The 19519-nt window shown below is 51.1% G+C and carries 19 protein-coding genes and 1 pseudogene; 9 read left to right on the top strand and 11 right to left on the bottom strand.

The window, feature by feature from the left end:
• Positions 1–38: 38 nt before the first annotated feature.
• Positions 39–1481, top strand: coding sequence for a pyruvate kinase (pyk, locus tag FEK42_RS03105; protein WP_130208490.1), 1443 nt, complete (start codon positions 39–41; stop codon positions 1479–1481).
• A 150-nt stretch (positions 1482–1631) separates the two neighbouring features.
• On the opposite strand, the gene lpxM is transcribed toward pyk, so the two are convergent.
• From lpxM to znuA, 3 genes are all read right to left on the bottom strand, one after another.
• Positions 1632–2603: a lauroyl-Kdo(2)-lipid IV(A) myristoyltransferase gene (gene lpxM / locus FEK42_RS03100; RefSeq protein ID WP_135559481.1), complete on the bottom strand. Its 972-nt coding sequence runs from the start codon at positions 2601–2603 to the stop codon at positions 1632–1634.
• A 118-nt stretch (positions 2604–2721) separates the two neighbouring features.
• The gene (gene mepM, locus FEK42_RS03095; RefSeq protein ID WP_130208492.1) at positions 2722–4044 is read right to left on the bottom strand and encodes a murein DD-endopeptidase MepM; all 1323 of its coding nucleotides are present in this window, start codon (positions 4042–4044) and stop codon (positions 2722–2724) included.
• A gap of 15 nt (positions 4045–4059) precedes the next feature.
• A complete protein-coding gene (gene znuA, locus FEK42_RS03090; RefSeq protein WP_074399578.1) occupies positions 4060–4992 on the bottom strand; it encodes a zinc ABC transporter substrate-binding protein ZnuA in 933 nt (310 codons plus the stop codon).
• A 78-nt stretch (positions 4993–5070) separates the two neighbouring features.
• Here znuA and znuC point away from each other — a divergent pair, with 78 nt between their 5' ends.
• Both znuC and znuB read left to right on the top strand, forming a co-directional pair.
• The gene (gene znuC / locus FEK42_RS03085; protein ID WP_130208493.1) at positions 5071–5826 is read left to right on the top strand and encodes a zinc ABC transporter ATP-binding protein ZnuC; all 756 of its coding nucleotides are present in this window, start codon (positions 5071–5073) and stop codon (positions 5824–5826) included.
• Positions 5823–6608, top strand: a complete 786-nt coding sequence (znuB, locus tag FEK42_RS03080) for a zinc ABC transporter permease subunit ZnuB (protein ID WP_130208494.1) — start codon at positions 5823–5825, stop codon at positions 6606–6608. The genes znuC and znuB overlap by 4 nt, the downstream gene beginning before the upstream one ends.
• A 241-nt stretch (positions 6609–6849) precedes the next feature.
• Here the strand turns inward: znuB and ruvB are convergent, their stop codons facing one another.
• The 3 genes and pseudogenes from ruvB to yobI form a co-directional block, all read right to left on the bottom strand.
• Positions 6850–7860, bottom strand: a complete 1011-nt coding sequence (ruvB, locus tag FEK42_RS03075; protein WP_000568522.1) for a Holliday junction branch migration DNA helicase RuvB — start codon at positions 7858–7860, stop codon at positions 6850–6852.
• An 8-nt stretch (positions 7861–7868) separates the two neighbouring features.
• Positions 7869–8480 carry a Holliday junction branch migration protein RuvA gene (gene ruvA, locus FEK42_RS03070; protein WP_000580323.1) on the bottom strand — a complete coding sequence of 204 codons (612 nt, stop codon included), beginning with the start codon at positions 8478–8480 and terminating at the stop codon, positions 7869–7871.
• A gap of 138 nt (positions 8481–8618) precedes the next feature.
• A pseudogene (gene yobI, locus FEK42_RS03065) lies at positions 8619–8684 on the bottom strand (stress response small protein YobI).
• 70 nt (positions 8685–8754) lie between these two features.
• On the opposite strand from yobI, the gene FEK42_RS03060 reads away from it, so the two are divergent.
• Entirely contained in the window at positions 8755–9354 is a 600-nt protein-coding gene (locus FEK42_RS03060) for a YebB family permuted papain-like enzyme (RefSeq protein ID WP_130218702.1), read from the top strand.
• 4 nt (positions 9355–9358) lie between these two features.
• Here the strand turns inward: FEK42_RS03060 and ruvC are convergent, their stop codons facing one another.
• From ruvC to aspS, 4 genes are all read right to left on the bottom strand, one after another.
• Complete coding sequence (ruvC, locus tag FEK42_RS03055; protein WP_010350951.1) at positions 9359–9880, bottom strand: crossover junction endodeoxyribonuclease RuvC; 522 nt, start codon at positions 9878–9880, stop codon at positions 9359–9361.
• 34 nt (positions 9881–9914) lie between these two features.
• On the bottom strand, positions 9915–10655 hold the full coding sequence (locus FEK42_RS03050; RefSeq protein ID WP_000907234.1) for a YebC/PmpR family DNA-binding transcriptional regulator: 741 nt from the start codon (positions 10653–10655) through the stop codon (positions 9915–9917).
• Between the two features lie 28 nt (positions 10656–10683).
• Positions 10684–11136, bottom strand: coding sequence for a dihydroneopterin triphosphate diphosphatase (nudB, locus tag FEK42_RS03045; protein WP_131161209.1), 453 nt, complete (start codon positions 11134–11136; stop codon positions 10684–10686).
• A 117-nt stretch (positions 11137–11253) separates the two neighbouring features.
• Positions 11254–13026 carry an aspartate--tRNA ligase gene (gene aspS, locus FEK42_RS03040; protein WP_130208496.1) on the bottom strand — a complete coding sequence of 591 codons (1773 nt, stop codon included), beginning with the start codon at positions 13024–13026 and terminating at the stop codon, positions 11254–11256.
• A gap of 310 nt (positions 13027–13336) precedes the next feature.
• On the opposite strand from aspS, the gene FEK42_RS03035 reads away from it, so the two are divergent.
• From FEK42_RS03035 to cmoB, 5 genes are read left to right on the top strand one after another with little or no spacing between them, the layout of a single operon-like run.
• Positions 13337–13903 carry a hydrolase gene (locus tag FEK42_RS03035; protein ID WP_135492720.1) on the top strand — a complete coding sequence of 189 codons (567 nt, stop codon included), beginning with the start codon at positions 13337–13339 and terminating at the stop codon, positions 13901–13903.
• The gene (locus FEK42_RS03030) at positions 13900–14718 is read left to right on the top strand and encodes a DUF72 domain-containing protein (protein WP_135407068.1); all 819 of its coding nucleotides are present in this window, start codon (positions 13900–13902) and stop codon (positions 14716–14718) included. The genes FEK42_RS03035 and FEK42_RS03030 overlap by 4 nt, the downstream gene beginning before the upstream one ends.
• 52 nt (positions 14719–14770) lie before the next feature.
• The gene (locus FEK42_RS03025) at positions 14771–15166 is read left to right on the top strand and encodes an MAPEG family protein (RefSeq protein WP_130208499.1); all 396 of its coding nucleotides are present in this window, start codon (positions 14771–14773) and stop codon (positions 15164–15166) included.
• Between the two features lie 40 nt (positions 15167–15206).
• Entirely contained in the window at positions 15207–15950 is a 744-nt protein-coding gene (gene cmoA, locus FEK42_RS03020) for a carboxy-S-adenosyl-L-methionine synthase CmoA (RefSeq protein WP_130208500.1), read from the top strand.
• Entirely contained in the window at positions 15947–16918 is a 972-nt protein-coding gene (cmoB, locus tag FEK42_RS03015; protein ID WP_119457715.1) for a tRNA 5-methoxyuridine(34)/uridine 5-oxyacetic acid(34) synthase CmoB, read from the top strand. The genes cmoA and cmoB overlap by 4 nt, the downstream gene beginning before the upstream one ends.
• Positions 16919–17082: 164 nt before the next feature.
• Here cmoB and torZ read toward each other — a convergent pair whose 3' ends face one another.
• Complete coding sequence (torZ, locus tag FEK42_RS03010) at positions 17083–19512, bottom strand: trimethylamine N-oxide reductase TorZ (protein ID WP_135492721.1); 2430 nt, start codon at positions 19510–19512, stop codon at positions 17083–17085.
• Positions 19513–19519: the final 7 nt, after the last annotated feature.

Raw genomic sequence — 19519 nt, 5'->3', positions numbered from 1 at the left:
CAAGCAACACCTGGTTGTTTCAGTCAACGGAGTATTACATGTCCAGAAGGCTTCGCAGAACCAAAATCGTTACCACGTTAGGCCCGGCTACCGATCGCGATAATAACCTTGAAAAGGTCATCGCAGCGGGTGCAAACGTCGTACGAATGAACTTTTCTCATGGCTCGCCTGAAGACCATAAAATGCGCGCGGATAAAGTTCGTGAAATTGCCGCAAAACTGGGTCGTCATGTGGCTATTCTCGGTGACCTTCAGGGGCCAAAGATTCGCGTATCTACCTTTAAAGAAGGTAAGGTTTTCCTCAATATTGGGGATAAATTCCTGCTGGATGCCAACCTGGGCAAAGGTGAAGGCGATAAAGAAAAAGTCGGTATCGACTATAAAGGTCTGCCTTCTGACGTCGTGCCTGGCGACATTCTGCTGCTGGACGACGGTCGCGTACAGTTAAAAGTGCTGGAAGTTCAGGGCATGAAAGTGTTCACCGAAGTGACCGTCGGCGGCCCTCTCTCCAACAATAAAGGGATCAACAAACTCGGCGGCGGTCTGTCGGCTGAAGCGCTGACAGAGAAAGACAAAGCAGACATTAAAACTGCGGCATTGATTGGCGTAGATTATTTGGCTGTCTCTTTCCCACGCTGCGGCGAAGATCTGAATTATGCTCGTCGCCTGGCGCGCGATGCGGGTTGTGATGCGAAAATTGTCGCCAAAGTTGAACGTGCGGAAGCCGTTTGTAGCCAGGATGCAATGGACGACATTATCCTCGCTTCTGACGTGGTGATGGTCGCACGTGGCGACCTCGGCGTAGAGATTGGCGATCCCGAACTGGTTGGGATTCAGAAAGCGCTGATTCGTCGCGCGCGTCAGCTGAACCGCGCAGTCATTACTGCTACCCAGATGATGGAATCGATGATTACCAATCCAATGCCGACGCGTGCAGAAGTCATGGACGTGGCGAACGCCGTTCTGGATGGTACTGACGCCGTAATGTTGTCTGCGGAAACCGCCGCTGGTCAATATCCATCTGAAACCGTTGCTGCAATGGCGCGTGTTTGCCTGGGTGCCGAAAAAATCCCGAGCATCAATGTGTCTAAACACCGCCTGGACGTTCAGTTCGACAATGTGGAAGAAGCTATCGCGATGTCCGCAATGTACGCAGCTAACCACCTGAAAGGCGTTACCGCGATCATCACCATGACCGAATCTGGTCGTACCGCGCTGATGACTTCTCGTATCAGCTCCGGTCTGCCGATTTTCGCCATGTCTCGTCATGAACGCACGCTGAACCTGACTGCGCTTTATCGTGGTGTTACGCCGGTCTATTTTGACAGTACAAATGATGGCGTGGTTGCTGCCAGCGAAGCAGTTAATCTGCTGCGCGATAAAGGCTACCTGATGTCTGGTGATCTGGTGATTGTCACCCAGGGCGACGTGATGAGTACCGTGGGTTCGACGAATACCACGCGTATTTTAACGGTAGAGTAAGTTAGTTGCCGGATGCGGCATAAATGCCATATCCGGCCTACAGGACCGTGATAATTCAATAAATTACGATCAACCTGTAGGGCCGGCATGCGCATAGAATAAATGCGCACTTAACATTAGACGAGAGCCTCTCCTCACGAGAGGCTTTTTTTATTTGATGGGATAAAGATCTTTACGCTTATACGGCTGGATTTCGCCCGGTTTGCGCGTTTTCAGCAATTTTAAAATCCAGGTGTACTGCTCTGGTCGCGGACCAACAAAAATCTCAACTTCTTCATTCATACGCCGCGCAATGGTAGCGTCATCCGCCTCTAACAGGTCATCCATCGGTGGACGAACCTGAATCGTCAGACGATGGGTTTTGCCATCATAGATTGGGAACAACGGAACGACACGCGCGCGACACACTTTCATCAGGCGACCAATTGCTGGCAGCGTTGCTTTATAGGTTGCGAAGAAATCAACAAATTCGCTGTGTTCAGGTCCATGATCCTGATCCGGTAAATAATAGCCCCAGTAGCCCTGACGAACCGACTGGATGAAAGGTTTAATACCATCATTTCTCGCGTGCAGACGACCGCCAAAACGACGACGCACCGTGTTCCAGACATAATCAAAAACCGGGTTGCCCTGATTATGGAACATCGCTGCCATTTTCTGCCCTTGTGAGGCCATCAGCATAGCGGGGATATCAACTGCCCAGCCGTGCGGTACCAGAAAGATCACTTTCTCGTTGTTACGCCGCATCTCTTCGATGATCTCCAGCCCCTGCCAGTCGACGCGAGACTGGATTTTCTCCGGCCCACGTATCGCCAGTTCAGCCATCATTGCCATCGCTTGCGGCGCGGTGGCAAACATCTCATCCACAATCGCTTCGCGTTCGGCTTCGCTACGTTCTGGAAAGCAGAGAGACAGATTGATCAACGCCCGACGACGTGAGCTTTTACCCAGTCTTCCGGCAAAACGCCCCAACCGCGCAAGGATGGGATCACGGAATTTCGCTGGTGTTAAGGCAATACCGGCCATTGCCGCCACGCCCAACCAGGCTCCCCAGTAACGAGGGTGACGAAAGGATTTATCAAACTCAGGAATATATTCGCTATTATTTTTTTTCGTTTCCATGCTTTTCCAGTTTCGGATAAGGCAATAATCAATCTGGTGGTAGTGTAACGGCGCAACTTGCCCCGCACCAAATAAAAAAGCCGGCACTGACTGCGTACCGGCTGCCAATGGGTATTAATTAATCAAACTGTAGCTGCGGTACAATCTCCTTGGCCTTCGCCAGGAAATCGGTACGATCTGAACCGGTCAGCCCTTCAGTACGCGGCAGTTTCGCTGTCAACGGGTTCACCGCCTGCTGGTTAATCCATACCTCATAATGCAGATGTGGCCCAGTTGAACGCCCGGTGTTACCGGAAAGCGCAATACGATCGCCACGCTTCACTTTCTGCCCTGGTTTAACCAGAATCTTACGCAGATGCATATAACGCGTGGTGTAGCTGCGACCATGACGAATCGCGACATAATAACCAGCGGCGCCACTGCGTTTAGCAACTACCACTTCACCGTCTCCCACCGAAAGCACCGGCGTACCCTGCGGCATCGCAAAATCAACGCCTCTGTGCGGCGCAATGCGAGCGGTTACCGGGTTCAGACGACGCGGGTTAAAGTTAGACGAAATGCGGAACTGTTTTGCCGTCGGGAATCGTAAGAATCCCTTCGCCAGGCCCGTACCGTTGCGGTCGTAGAATTTGCCATCTTCAGCGCGAATAGCATAGTAATCTTTGCCTTCTGAACGCAAACGCACGCCCAACAGTTGGCTTTGTTCACGTTTACCATCAAGCATTTCACGTGACATTAATACCGCAAATTCGTCACCTTTTTTCACTTTGCGGAAGTCCATCTGCCACTGCATTGCTTTAATCACCGCGCTCACTTCAGCGCTGGTTAAACCTGCACTTTGGGCGCTGGCAACAAAACTTGTCCCAACGGTTCCTTTCAACAGACTATTAACCCACTCCCCTTGCTGCATTTCGCTGGTCATTTTAAAACCATTAGCAGCGGTGCGGTCATAGGTACGAGTTTCGCGGCGAGACACTTCCCAGGTCAGACGCTGTAACTCGCCATCAGCTGTTAATGTCCAGGAGAGTTGTTGACCAATTTTCAGGTTACGCAGATCTTTATCAGCAGCAGCAAGTTGGGTGATATCACCCATCTCAATACCATATTGATTAAGGATGCTACTTAACGTGTCGCCCGTAGAAACGACATATTCATGAACGCCGGCTTCACCAGCGATTTTGTCGTCCAGTTCGTCCTGTGGAATGGCTTCATCTTCTTGCGCAGCTTGATCAATCGGCTCACTGGCCTCAGGTAAGAGAGAACGAATTTCGTTCTGTTCAAGCTCAATGGTTTTGACAATAGGCGAGGCGTCTCGGTGGTAAACATAAGGCCGCCAGACAGCGACGGCCAGTGTAAGAACGGTGAGCGACCCCAACATAACGCGGTGTGGTCGCGGTAAATTATTAAACGCCAGGGCGACAGAGCGGGCTATCTGTTGCACGTAATCACTTCCTCATTAATCTCCTTTCAGGCAGCTCGCGTACTGGTTAGCTAATTGATTCAGGAATTCTGAATAGCTTGTTTTGCCCAGTTTGATATTCGTCCCAAGGGGATCCAACGTTCCCATACGAACGGATGTCCCTCGTGCGACGCTTTCAACGACCGCAGGCCTGAACTGTGGCTCAGCAAAAACGCAAGTTGCTTTTTGCTCAACCAACTGTGTTCTTATTTGATGTAAACGCTGCGCGCCAGGTTGAATCTCTGGGTTTACGGTAAAGTGACCAAGCGGTGTCAGTCCGAATTGTTTTTCGAAGTAGCCGTAAGCATCATGAAAAACGAAATAACCTTTTCCCTTGAGCGGCGCGAGCTCGTTACCAACCTGTTTCCTACTTGAAGCTAATTGTGCCTCAAATTCCATCAGGTTGGCGTCAAGTTTGGCTCGACTTTGCGGCATAAGTTCCACTAATTTTCCATGGATTGCAACCGCTGTAGCCCGCGCTATCTCTGGGGAAAGCCAAACGTGCATGTTGAAATCGCCGTGATGGTGATCTTCGTCACTTTTTTCCGCGTGGTCATGATCATCATCAGCGTCGTGAATGCTTTTCATCAGCAGCGGTTTTACACTCTCAAGCTGCGCAATGGTTACCTGCTTCGCTTCGGGTAATTTACTCACGGGCTTTTGCATAAACGCTTCCATTTCCGGTCCAACCCAGACAACTAAGTCCGCGTTCTGTAAGCGTTTTACATCAGATGGACGCAGTGAATAATCATGTTCAGAGGCCCCATCAGGAAGTAACACCTCCGTCTCTGTTACTCCATCAGCAATAGCGGAAGCGATGAATCCAACAGGTTTAAGCGAAGCGACAACGGCAGCTTCTGCTACCTGAGTTGCACTGCCCCAGAGAGCAGCAGATAATGCTGCGAAAAGAAGCGTTTTTTTATGTAACATAATGCGACCAATCATCGTAATGAATACAAGAAGTGTGATATTATAACATTTCATGACTACTGCAAGACTAAAATTAACATGACAAGTCTGGTTTCCCTGGAAAATGTCTCGGTTTCATTTGGCCAACGCCGTGTCCTCTCTGATGTGTCGCTGGAACTCAAGCCTGGTAAAATTTTGACCTTACTTGGGCCGAACGGCGCAGGTAAGTCGACACTGGTTCGGGTTGTTCTCGGGCTGGTAACACCAGATGAAGGTGTTATCAAGCGCCACGGAAAACTGCGCATTGGTTATGTGCCGCAGAAGCTGTATCTCGACACCACGTTGCCACTGACCGTAAACCGTTTTTTACGCTTACGCCCCAGAACACATAAGGAAGATATTCTGCCTGCACTAAAACGCGTTCAGGCTGGGCATCTTATTGACGCGCCAATGCAAAAGCTCTCTGGCGGTGAAACGCAGCGTGTACTACTCGCGCGCGCATTGTTAAATCAACCCCAGTTATTAGTTCTGGACGAACCCACCCAGGGCGTGGATGTGAATGGTCAGGTGGCGTTATATGACCTTATTGACCAGTTACGTCGCGAACTGGATTGTGGCGTTTTAATGGTATCTCACGATCTGCATCTGGTGATGGCAAAAACCGATGAAGTACTTTGCCTGAACCATCACATCTGTTGTTCTGGCACACCAGAAGTCGTTTCCCTGCATCCGGAATTTATTTCGATGTTCGGGCCTCGCGGAGCTGAACAGCTGGGTATTTATCGCCATCATCATAATCACCGCCACGATTTACAGGGGCGAATTGTTCTGCGTCGGGGAAGTGATCGCTCATGATTGAATTATTATTTCCCGGTTGGTTAGCCGGGATTATGCTGGCCTGTGCCGCAGGTCCTTTGGGTTCTTTTGTTGTCTGGCGTCGTATGTCTTATTTCGGCGATACGCTGGCCCATGCGTCTTTACTTGGAGTGGCCTTTGGTCTGTTGCTGGACGTGAATCCCTTCTATGCAGTGATTGCCGTTACGCTGCTGCTGGCGGGCGGTCTGGTATGGCTGGAGAAGCGTCCACAGCTGGCGATCGATACGTTATTGGGAATTATGGCGCACAGTGCCTTGTCGCTGGGCCTGGTCGTTGTCAGTCTGATGTCTAACATTCGCGTTGACTTGATGGCATACCTGTTCGGTGATTTGCTGGCAGTGACGCCGGAAGATCTCATCTCCATCGCCATTGGCGTGGTCATTGTGGTGGCAATTCTGTTCTGGCAATGGCGTAATTTACTGTCGATGACCATTAGCCCGGATCTGGCATTTGTCGATGGTGTGAAATTACAGCGAGTGAAATTGCTGTTGATGCTGGTAACAGCATTGACGATTGGTGTGGCAATGAAATTTGTCGGGGCGTTGATTATTACCTCGCTGCTGATCATTCCGGCGGCTACCGCACGTCGTTTCGCCCGTACACCGGAGCAGATGGCAGGTGTCGCGGTTTTGGTGGGGATGATTGCTGTAACCGGGGGTTTAACTTTTTCAGCGTTTTACGATACACCTGCGGGTCCGTCAGTGGTGCTGTGCGCTGCGCTGTTGTTTATTTTGAGTATGATGAAAAAACAGGCCAGCTAATTTCGCCTGAACACATTTGTCGGATGCGGCGCAAGCGCCTTATCCGACCTACGGTTCGTTATACATGCCAGGCCTGATAAGACACGAGCAGCGTCGCATCAGGCACATTGCCAGTGTCGGATGTGGCGCAAACGCCTTATCTGATCTACGGTTCGCTATACCAGGTAGACCTGATAAAACGCGAACAGCGTCGCATCAGGCACATTGCCAGTGTCGGATGCGGCGCAGCGCCTTATTTGAACTACGGCATTTCTGGCGGCGTGATGCCGAAGTGGTTCCACGCCCGCACTGTCGCCATACGCCCGCGTGGTGTACGCTGCAAAAAGCCTTGCTGAATCAGATAAGGCTCCAGCACATCCTCAATGGTTTCACGTTCTTCGCCAATAGCCGCCGCCAGGTTATCCAGACCTACAGGCCCACCAAAGAATTTATCGATTACCGCCAGCAACAATTTGCGGTCCATATAATCGAAACCTTCAGCATCGACATTCAGCATATCCAGCGCCTGGGCGGCGATATCTGCCGAGATGGTACCATCATGCTTCACTTCGGCGAAATCACGCACTCGACGCAGCAGGCGGTTGGCAATACGTGGCGTACCACGCGCCCGACGCGCCACTTCCAGCGCGCCATCGTCACTCATCTCGAGCCCCATAAAGCGCGCGCTGCGACTGACGATATATTGCAGATCTGGCACCTGATAAAACTCCAGACGTTGCACAATACCAAAACGGTCGCGCAACGGTGATGTCAGCGAACCTGCGCGCGTGGTTGCACCAATCAGGGTAAACGGGGGCAAATCAATTTTAATGGAGCGTGCCGCCGGACCTTCACCAATCATGATATCCAGTTGGTAGTCTTCCATTGCCGGATACAACACCTCTTCCACCACTGGTGAAAGACGGTGGATCTCATCAATAAACAGCACGTCATGCGGTTCAAGGTTAGTGAGCATTGCTGCCAGATCGCCGGCCTTTTCCAGCACCGGACCGGAAGTCGTGCGTAAATTAACGCCCATTTCATTGGCGACAATGTTAGCAAGCGTGGTTTTACCTAAACCAGGAGGGCCAAAAATCAACAGATGATCGAGGGCATCGCCGCGCAGTTTCGCTGCTTTGATGAAAATCTCCATCTGTGAACGAACCTGCGGCTGACCAACATACTCTTCCAGTAATTTGGGGCGAATGGCGCGATCTGCCACATCTTCCGGCAAAGTCGTACCGGCAGAAATCAGACGGTCTGCTTCAATCATCCTTTACCTCATAACGCGGCGCGCAGAGCTTCGCGAATTAATGTTTCACTGCTGGCGTCAGGGCGAGCAATTTTGCTCACCATCCGGCTGGCTTCTTGTGGTTTATAGCCCAGTGCCACCAGCGCAGCAACCGCTTCCTGTTCAGCATCATCGGTTGCCGGGCTGGCAGGCGACGTGAGCACCAGATCGGCGGCCGGGGTAAACAGATCGCCATGCAAACCTTTAAATCGGTCTTTCATTTCGACAATTAAACGCTCGGCGGTTTTTTTGCCAATACCCGGCAGTTTCACCAGTGCCCCCACTTCTTCACGCTCAACGGCATTAACGAACTGCTGCGCTGACATTCCGGAGAGGATCGCCAGTGCCAACTTGGGGCCGACGCCGTTGGTTTTGATCAACTCTTTGAACAACGTGCGCTCTTGTTTATTGTTAAAACCGTACAGTAGTTGCGCGTCTTCACGCACCACAAAGTGGGTGAAAACGATCGCTTCCTGACCAGCTTCAGGGAGTTCATAAAAACAGGTCATCGGCATATGCACTTCATAGCCTACGCCGCCCACTTCAATTAACACCAGCGGGGGTTGTTTTTCAATGATGATGCCTCTGAGTCTGCCTATCACATGACGCTCCTGCGTAATGAATCAAAGATAATGCTGTATGATAAAAAAATGCTGGATAGATATCCAGCGAAGGATGAAGAAAACTTGCGAGGCGTCCCGATGTTCTGAAAAATGGCGCAGTATAATTTATTCTACAGGTTATATTGGAAGCAAATATTTGAATATTACATATTCAGTGAGTTAATGCGTAAAAAAAATATACATTTCGACTCCTGAAAAATAAACTTTTTTATGTTATTACGTGTATTCATATTTATTTCAATAGAATGACAACGTGAATATTAATTACCCTGCTGAATATGAAATTGGTGATATCGTCTTTACATGTATAGGTGCTGCCTTATTTGGTCAAATATCAGCAGCATCAAATTGCTGGAGTAATCACGTCGGGATCATTATAGGTCATAACGGTGAAGACTTCCTGGTTGCAGAAAGCCGGGTTCCCCTTTCAACCATCACCACGCTATCCCGTTTTATTAAACGTTCTTCTAATCAACGCTATGCTATAAAGCGATTAGACGCAGGGCTAACAGAACAACAAAAACAACGAATTGTTGAACAGGTTCCCTCCCGGCTACGCAAACTCTACCACACCGGTTTTAAATACGAATCTTCACGCCAGTTCTGTTCAAAATTTGTCTTTGATATTTATAAAGAGGCGCTATGTATTCCGGTGGGTGAAATAGAGACATTTGGAGAATTGTTAAATAGCAATCCGAATGCAAAACTCACTTTCTGGAAATTCTGGTTCTTAGGTTCTATTCCGTGGGATCGTAAAACGGTTACGCCAGCGAGTTTGTGGCATCATCCGAGTCTAATGTTGATTCATGCGGAGGGAGTAGAAACGCCTCAGCCTGAACTGACTGAAGCGTGATAATTTAGCGCAGTCGCCCTCTCGCCAGGTTCAGCCGCGATTCGCTCATCTGCATCGCATTCTGGCTGACATGGCAGTGGGTGATGGCAATCGCCAGCGCATCGGCGGCATCCGCCTGTGGATTAGCAGGTAATTTCAGCAAGGTACGCACCATATGCTGCACCTGGCTTTTTTCGGCGCTACCAATGCCCACCACTGTTTGCTTCACCTGACGCGCAGCATATTCAAACACCGGCAATTCCTGATTCACCGCTGCCACAATCGCCACGCCTCGTGCCTGCCCCAGTTTCAGGGCAGAGTCAGCGTTCTTCGCCATAAAGACTTGTTCGATTGCGAAATAATCGGGCTGGAACTGGGTGATGATTTCCGTCACGCCCGCATAGATCAGTTTCAGACGAGACGGTAAATCATCCACTTTGGTGCGTATGCATCCGCTACCCAGGTAGGACAGTTGCCTGCCCACCTGACGGATAACACCGTAGCCGGTAACGCGCGAACCCGGGTCAATACCGAGAATAATAGACATCACGCGTCTCCGTTTTGTTGTTTAGCCGGCCTCATCAGAGGGTCGCTGCAACCTCATCAGAGATCTCACCGTTATGGTAAACTTCCTGCACGTCGTCACAGTCTTCCAGCATATCGATCAGACGCATCAGTTTCGGTGCAGTTTCTGCATCCATATCGGCTTTGGTTGACGGGATCATGGAAACTTCTGCGCTGTCTGCTTTCAGACCTGCCGCTTCCAGAGCGTCGCGTACTTTACCCATCTCTTCCCATGCAGTGTAGACGTCAATCGCGCCGTCATCATAGGTCACAACGTCTTCAGCACCTGCTTCCAGTGCTGCTTCCATGATGGTGTCTTCGTCGCCTTTCTCGAAGGAGATCACGCCTTTTTTGCTGAACAGATAGGCTACGGAACCGTCAGTACCGAGGTTACCGCCACATTTGCTGAATGCGTGACGCACTTCAGCAACGGTACGGTTGCGGTTGTCAGACAGACATTCAATCATGATTGCCGTGCCGCCAGGACCGTAACCTTCGTAGATGATGGTTTCCATGTTTGCATCATCATCACCGCCCACACCACGTGCAATTGCGCGGTTCAGGGTGTCACGGGTCATGTTGTTAGACAGTGCTTTATCAATTGCTGCACGCAGACGCGGGTTAGCGTCCGGATCGCCACCGCCCAGCTTAGCCGCGGTTACCAGCTCACGAATGATTTTAGTGAAGATTTTACCGCGCTTAGCATCCTGCGCAGCTTTACGATGTCTGGTGTTGGCCCATTTACTATGACCTGCCATAAAAATATCTCCAGATAGCCCTGCCTGTTCAGGCAGCGTTAATAACAAACTGTTCAATCGCCTGCCGGTTGCTCCATGACTTAGTGAGCGCCGCCGCAGCAGGCGCATCAAGCCACTTGTAAGCCAGATGTTCAGTGAAAACAATCTGGCGCTCGTGCGGGAGCGCAAGACAGAACCATGATTCCGTATTGCGCGTCACGCCCGGCGCATAGCGATGACGTAAATGTGAAAAAATTTCAAACTCTACCGTGCGCTGACAGTCAATTAAGGTCAGTTGTTCAGCGACAACATCGATGGTGACCTCTTCCTTTACTTCGCGCATGGCAGCTTGCGGCGCGGTTTCACCCTCTTCCACGCTGCCGGTTACCGACTGCCAGAAATCGGGATCGTCACGCCGCTGCAACATCAGCACCCGTTTCGTATCTTGTGCATAGATGACCACTAAGATCGAAACGGGACGCTTATACACTTTAACCTTCACGCTGCCTCTTCGTTGACTGCCTTCGCTCATCCCATTCACATAGTTATCTATGCTCATTGGAGTTCACTCAGTTGCCGCCTCGATGCAACGCGAATGATTTCGTGTATTTGATTCATATCAGTTATTCTCAGCCTTCTTCACAACCTGAATGCTCAGCTCAGCCAGTGCAGTAGGGTTAGCAAAGCTCGGTGCTTCAGTCATCAGGCACGCTGCTGCCGTGGTTTTCGGGAAGGCGATAACGTCACGAATGTTGTCGGTGCCAGTCAGCAGCATGGTCAGACGGTCAAGACCAAATGCCAGACCTGCGTGCGGCGGAGTACCGTATTTCAGGGCGTCGAGCAGGAAGCCGAATTTCTCGCGCTGTTCCTCTTCGGTGATCCCCAGAATGCCAAACACCGTCTGCTGCATATCACCATTATGGATACGCACTGAACCACCGCCCACTTCGTAACCATTGATGACCATATCGTAAGCATTCGCCACCGCATTTTCCGGTGCAGCTTTCAGTTCTGCCGCCGTCATGTCTTTCGGCGCGGTGAACGGATGGTGCATTGCCGTCAGGCCGCCTTCACCGTCGTCTTCAAACATCGGGAAGTCGATAACCCACAGCGGTGCCCATTTGCTTTCGTCGGTCAGGCCAAGGTCTTTACCCACTTTCAGACGTAGTGCGCCCATCGCGTCGGCAACAATTTTCTTGTTGTCGGCACCGAAGAAAATCATATCGCCATCTTGCGCGGCAGTACGATCCAGGATGGCTTCGATGATTTCCGCATTGAGGAACTTCGCTACCGGGCTGTTGATACCTTCCAGACCTTTCGCGCGTTCGTTAACTTTGATGTAAGCCAGACCTTTCGCGCCGTAGATTTTAACGAAGTTACCGTATTCGTCGATCTGCTTACGGGTCAGCGATGCGCCACCCGGAACACGCAGAGCGGCAACACGGCCTTTCGGATCGTTCGCTGGACCTGCAAATACTGCAAACTCAACGGATTTCAGCAGATCGGCAACGTCGGTCAGTTCCATCGGGTTGCGCAGATCCGGTTTATCAGAACCGTAACGGCGTTCAGCTTCCGCAAAGGTCATTACCGGGAAATCGCCCAGATCAATGCCCTTCACTTCCAGCCACAAATGACGCACCAGCGCTTCCATCACTTCACGCACTTGCGGCGCGGTCATGAAAGAAGTTTCCACATCGATCTGAGTAAATTCAGGCTGACGATCAGCGCGCAGGTCTTCGTCACGGAAGCATTTAACGATCTGATAGTAGCGGTCAAAACCGGACATCATCAGCAGCTGTTTGAACAACTGCGGGGATTGCGGCAGCGCGTAGAATTTACCTTTGTGCACACGAGAAGGCACCAGATAGTCACGCGCGCCTTCCGGCGTGGCTTTAGTCAGCATCGGAGTTTCGATGTCGAGGAAACCGTGGTCGTCCATAAAACGACGCACCAGACTGGTGATTTTAGCGCGGGTTTTCAGACGCTGAGCCATTTCCGGGCGACGCAGGTCAAGATAGCGGTACTTCAGACGCGCTTCTTCGGTGTTGACGTGGTTGGAGTCAAGCGGCAGAACGTCTGCGCGGTTGATGATGGTCAGCGAGGAAGCCAGCACTTCGATTTCGCCAGTCGCCATATCGCGGTTGATATTTTTTTCGTCACGCGCACGTACGGTGCCCGTGACCTGAATGCAGAACTCATTACGCAGTTCAGAGGCCAGCTTTAACGCGTCCGCACGATCCGGATCGAAAAATACCTGCACGATACCTTCGCGGTCGCGCATATCGATAAAGATCAAGCTACCAAGATCACGACGACGGTTGACCCAACCACACAGAGTCACCTGCTGCCCCACGTGGGACAAACGGAGCTGTCCACAATATTCTGTACGCATGAGATATCCCTTAACTTAGCTGCTGGCGGATGTCCCCTGCTGTGCAGGTGACCTGAGTCGCAGCGTTAGCTGTATGTCACAACTGAATGAAAAAAGGCGGCTATTATACTGGAAATTCTGCCGAACCGTAAGAGCCTGGCCCGCGCTGGAACGCCTCGTTACCACTTTATGTCGGGCCTGAAATCAGACTCTACGCCAGTTTGCTATAAAGGTGTTGCCCGAACTCATAAAAATTAACAAAATTTGTCGTTCCGCCATCGGCTAATCGCATTAAGGTGAGAGGCACGATTTTGTTTTATCTGGAGTGATCATGCTTGAACTTAATGCCAAAACCACAGCGCTAGTGGTGATTGATTTACAGGAAGGCATCTTGCCTTTTGCCGGTGGTCCGCATACTGCCGAAGACGTGGTGAATCGCGCAGGAAGACTGGCGGCGAAATTTCGCGCGAGCGGTCAGCCCGTGTTTCTGGTGCGTGTTGGCTGGTCTGCCGATTATGCTGAAGCATTAAAACAGCCGGTCGATGCGCCCTCACCGGCCAAAGTGTTGCCCGAAAATTGGTGGCAACATCCTGCTGCATTAGGTGCAACCGACAGCGATATCGAAATCATCAAACGTCAATGGGGTGCGTTTTACGGTACGGATCTGGAGTTGCAATTACGCCGCCGAGGTATCGATACAATAGTGTTATGTGGGATCTCGACCAATATCGGCGTTGAGTCCACCGCCCGCAATGCCTGGGAACTCGGTTTTAATCTGGTGATTGCCGAAGATGCCTGTAGCGCCGCCAGTGCCGAGCAGCACCATAACAGCATCAACCATATCTATCCACGCATCGCCCGTGTGCGCAGCGTGGAAGAGATCCTCAACGCGTTATGATTTATATCGGTCTGCCACAATGGTCGCATCCTAAATGGGTGCGGTTGGGGATAACCAGCCTGGAAGAGTATGCCCGCTACTTTAATTGCGTGGAGGGCAACACCACGCTATACGCCCTGCCGAAACCCGAGGTTGTCCTGCGCTGGCGGGAGCAGACCACAGATGACTTCCGCTTCTGTTTTAAGTTTCCGGCGACCATTTCGCATCAGGCAGCGTTGCGTCATTGCGATGATTTAACCAGTGAATTTTTGACCCGTATGTCACCGCTGGCTCCGCGCATTGGGCAATACTGGCTGCAACTGCCTGCCACCTTCGGCCCACAGGATTTGCCTGCGCTTTGGCATTTTCTCGATACTCTTCCCGACGAGTTTCCCTATGGCGTGGAAGTGCGTCATCCGTTGTTTTTCGCCAAAGGGGAAGCGGAACAAACGCTTAATCGAGGTTTACATCAGCGCGCTGTTAATCGGGTGATTTTAGATAGCCGCCCGGTTCATGCTGCACCTCCGCATAATGAAGCCATACGCGACGCTCAACGGAAGAAACCGAAGGTTCCGGTACATGCCGTACTGACGGCAACAAATCCGCTGATCCGTTTTATCGGCAGCGATGATATGGCGCAAAACAGGGAATTATTTCAGGTCTGGTTACAGAAATTAGCGCAGTGGCAGCAGAGCACCACGCCTTATCTTTTTCTGCACACGCCAGATATTGCTCAGGCCCCGGAACTGGTACATACACTGTGGGAAGACTTACGTAAAATGCTTCCAGAGATCGGAGCAGTCCCGGCTATTCCACAGCAATCTTCTCTTTTCTGAATTTGCCACCTATCATAGACAAGTGCCATCGGCCATTTTAAAGGGAGTTTGTATGGTAAGCGCGCTGTATGCCGTTTTAGGTGCGTTGTTATTAATGAAGTTCTCTTTTGATGTTGTTCGCCTGCGAATGCAGTATCGCGTTGCCTATGGCGACGGCGGTTTTAGCGAACTACAAAGCGCTATTCGTATTCATGGCAATGCGGTGGAATATATTCCTATCGCGATTGTATTGATGCTATTTATGGAAATGAATGGTGCTGAAACCTGGATGGTGCATATTTGCGGCCTCGTTTTGCTCGCTGGTCGTCTGATGCATTATTACGGTTTCCATCACCGTCTGTTTCGCTGGCGACGTTCTGGTATGAGCGCCACCTGGTGTGCGCTATTGCTGATGGTGCTGGCGAATCTTTGGTATATGCCCTGGGAGTTGGTTTTCTCCCTACGTTAGCGCACAATATGCCACTTTCTTTTTCCCGGATTTTTACGTTATGTCTCACCGCGACACGCTATTTTCTGCCCCTATCGCCAGACTGGGCGACTGGACCTTTGATGAACGGGTAGCTGAAGTCTTCCCGGATATGATCCAACGTTCCGTTCCCGGCTACTCCAATATTATTTCAATGATTGGTATGTTAGCTGAACGCTTCGTTCAACCGGGTACGCAGATTTACGATCTGGGCTGTTCTTTGGGCGCGGCGACGCTCTCAGTGCGTCGTAACATTCATCATGATAATTGTAAAATTATCGCCATCGACAATTCCCCGGCAATGATTGAACGCTGCCGCCGTCATATCGACGCCTATAAAGCGCCTACGCCTGTTGACGTTATTGAAGGTGATATTCGTGATATTGCCATTGAAAACGCGTCGATGGTGGTACTGAATTTTACCCTGCAATTCCTGGAACCTTCCGAGCGCCAGGCGTTACTGGATAAAATTTATCAAGGGCTAAACCCGGGCGGCGCGCTGGTGCTTTCGGAAAAATTTAGTTTCGAAGATGCCAAAGTTGGTGAACTGCTGTTCAACATGCACCACGATTTTAAACGTGCCAACGGCTACAGCGAGCTGGAAATCAGCCAGAAGCGCAGCATGTTAGAAAACGTCATGCTGACCGATTCCGTGGAAACCCACAAGGCACGCCTGCATAAAGCCGGTTTTGAGCATAGCGAGCTGTGGTTCCAGTGCTTTAATTTTGGTTCACTGGTGGCATTAAAAGCAGAGGACGCTGCATGATCGACTTTGGTAACTTTTATTCTCTGATTGCCAAAAATCATCTTTCACACTGGCTGGAAACCCTGCCCGCGCAGATTGCCAGCTGGCAGCGCGAACAGCAGCACGGTCTGTTTAAACAGTGGTCCAACGCGGTGGAATTTCTGCCTGAAATTAAACCGTATCGTCTTGATTTACTGCATAGCGTGACAGCGGAAAGCGAAGAGCCACTCAGCGCCGGGCAGATTAAGCGCATTGAAACGCTGATGCGCAACCTGATGCCGTGGCGCAAAGGGCCGTTCTCACTGTATGGCGTCAACATCGATACCGAGTGGCGTTCCGACTGGAAATGGGATCGTGTTCTGCCACATCTTTCTGATTTAACCGGGCGCACCATTCTTGATGTCGGCTGCGGCAGCGGCTATCACATGTGGCGCATGATTGGCGCAGGCGCACACCTTGCGGTGGGGATCGACCCTACGCAACTATTCCTCTGCCAGTTTGAAGCAGTGCGTAAACTGTTGGGTAACGACCAACGGGCGCATCTGCTGCCGTTAGGGATTGAACAACTTCCGGCACTGAAAGCCTTTGATACCGTCTTTTCGATGGGCGTGCTTTATCATCGTCGTTCACCGCTGGAACATCTGTGGCAGTTGAAAGATCAACTGGTGAATGAGGGCGAACTGGTGCTTGAAACGCTGGTTATTGATGGCGACGAAAACACGGTGCTGGTACCAGGCGATCGTTACGCACAAATGCGTAATGTTTATTTCATCCCGTCGGCCCTGGCGCTGAAAAACTGGCTGAAGAAGTGTGGTTTTGTTGATATTCGCATTGCGGATGTGAGCGTCACCACTACAGAAGAGCAGCGTCGTACCGAGTGGATGGTCACCGAATCGCTGGCAGATTTTCTTGATTCACATGATCCGGGTAAAACGGTAGAAGGTTATCCTGCGCCTAAACGCGCGGTGCTGATTGCGCGTAAGCCGTAAAGGTCTGGTATTACTGCCGGATGCGGCGTGAACGCCTTATCCGGCCTACAAAACCTTGCTAATTCAATATATTGCAGGGACTATGTAGGCCTGATAAGCATAGCGCATCAGGCAGTTTTGCGTTTGCATAACCTCAGCGCCCGTTTCCGGGCGCTTTTCACGTCTTATGCCTGAATAGCTGGCTGATCAAACGCCGTTAACTTCGGCGCATTACCCGTATATTTTTCGATATACACCAGCGCAGAGTTACCGGCACAGGCATTCGCCAGCTGCGAGCTGGGGATATCCGCCGTTAACACGTTCGCACTGCCGTTTTTACACAAGCCATTTTCCAGATCCGGCCATGCACCTTCATGCACGCATACAACGCCTTTTTTGATCCCGTCAGTCACCACAGCGCCTGTCAGGATCTGACCACGTTTATTCCAGACACGGACCAGATCGCCATTTGCAATACCAAACCGAGCTGCATCTTCGGTGTGAATTGTGATCGGCTCACGATCGGCAACCGCATATTTTTTACGCAGCTCCGCATAGTTAAGCTGACTGTGTAGACGATGTGCCGGATGCGCGGTCAGAAGCTGCAACTGCTTCTCGTCGGCGGTACCTTTCCATTCATCAGGAGCCAGCCAGGTCGGGTGTGCCGGGCAATCCTTATAGCCAAATTTTTCCAGTGTTTTTGAGTAGATTTCAATTTTGCCACTTGGTGTACCCAGCGCGTTTTTCACCGGATCGGCGCGGAAATCGCCATAGCGAACATATTGCTCGTTCTTCTCGCTGCGGCGCATTTCAAGCAGTTTATTTTGCTGCCAGAAGGCATTAAACATTGGCATAGTCACGCGTTGCGCACGCGCACCTTTCTGGGCGGCATCATAGAAAAATTTCAGCCACGCCATTTCATCTTTACCTTCGGTATAGATCTCTTTTCCGCCAGGCTTCAGTAATTCCGCAAGATCGGCAAACACGTCAAAATCGTTACGCGCTTCAAATTGCGGAGCGACAGCCTGCTTCATCGGCACAATATGCTGGTTGCTGTAATCACCGGTCATCGTCAGGTCATTGCGCTCAAACGATGTGGTGATCGGTAATACGATATCTGCGTGTTTGGCTGCTGCGGTCCAGTAGCATTCAGAAACGACGATCATCTCCGGTTTCTGCCAGGCTTTAATCAGACGATTAGTATCCTGGTGATGGGTAAAGTTACCGCCACCCGCCCACCAGATCATTTTGATATTTGGATACGTTTGTTCTTTACCGTTATGCTGATATTTGCCTCCAGGATTTTCCAGCGCATCGACGATACGGGCAACAGGAATCGCGGTCATTCCGCCATCATCAGCTTCCTCACTTGCCTGTCCGGCAATCGCCGCAGACATTTCTGGCAGCACGCCGCCAACACGCGTCGGGTTGCCACCGTTGGAGTAATGATAAGAGAAACCAAAACCGCCGCCCGGTGTACCAATCTGCCCTAACATCGCCGCCAGCGTCACCAGCATCCAGTGTTTCTGTTCGCCGTATTGCTGGCGTTGGATCCCCCAACCAGCCATCAGCATCGTGCGATTCGCCGCCATCAGTTCAGCGAGTTTGACAATCTGCGCTTCCGGTACACCAGTAATTTCTGCCGCCCAGGCCGCACTCTTCGGCGTATTATCGTTCTTGCCGGTCAGATACTCTTCAAACTGCGGATAACCGGTGGTGTATTTCTCAAGGAAGGCTTTATCGTGTTTGCCTTGAGTCATCAGGGTATGCGCGATGCCTAACATCAGCGCCACGTCGGTCCCCATATTCGGCGCGATCCAGGTCGCGTTATCGCCAAAGAACTCGATTGTTTCGGAACGGATAGGGTCGATGGCAATCACCGGTTTGCCCGATTTTTTCAGCTGATGGAAGTATTCCAGCCCTTGTTCATCGGTACTGCTCCAGGCAATTTTTAAGGTATTCAGCGGGTTCATGCCCCACAACACCACCACCTGACTGTTTTCCAGAATCAGCGGCCAGGAAGTCTGCTGTTCATAGACCTCCACAGAACCGACAACGTGCGGCATGATCACCTGCGCAGCCCCGGTAGAGTAATCGCCACTATGCCCGGAATATCCCCCCGCCAGATTCATATAACGTTGCATCAGCGTTTGCGCTTTATGCAGCACCCCTGATGAACGCCAGCCGTAAGACCCTGCAAAAATGGCCGAAGGGCCGTTGGCCTTGCGGATGCGATCGTGTTGCTCATGAATCAGTTTTAATGCCTGTTCCCAGCTCACCTGATCGTAGCTGTCATCCCCGCGACCTTTTGCCGGTTGTAGTGGATTGTCGAGATAACTTTTTCTCACCATCGGATGCTGAATACGCGCCGTAGTGTGTACCTGATCCGCCGCCGTAGACTGTAACGAGTTCGGGATAGTCTTCGCCAGCGCGCCTGTCGAAGAAACAATCTTACCGTCCTTCACTTCTACGTTCATCGCTCCCCAACGACCCGCGGTGAGGATTTTTCCGCCCTTCTCTTCTGCCCATGCGGGTAACGGCGTAGCCGATGTCACCACCAGCGCCCCGGCAGCAATACCGCTATGTTTAATAAACTCACGTCTTGTTAATGTCATAACTTCC

The sequence above is a fragment of the Escherichia sp. E2748 genome (assembly GCF_005781125.1).
Classification (GTDB): Bacteria; Pseudomonadota; Gammaproteobacteria; order Enterobacterales; family Enterobacteriaceae; genus Escherichia.
This window is presented reverse-complemented; position numbering and strand designations above follow the sequence as displayed.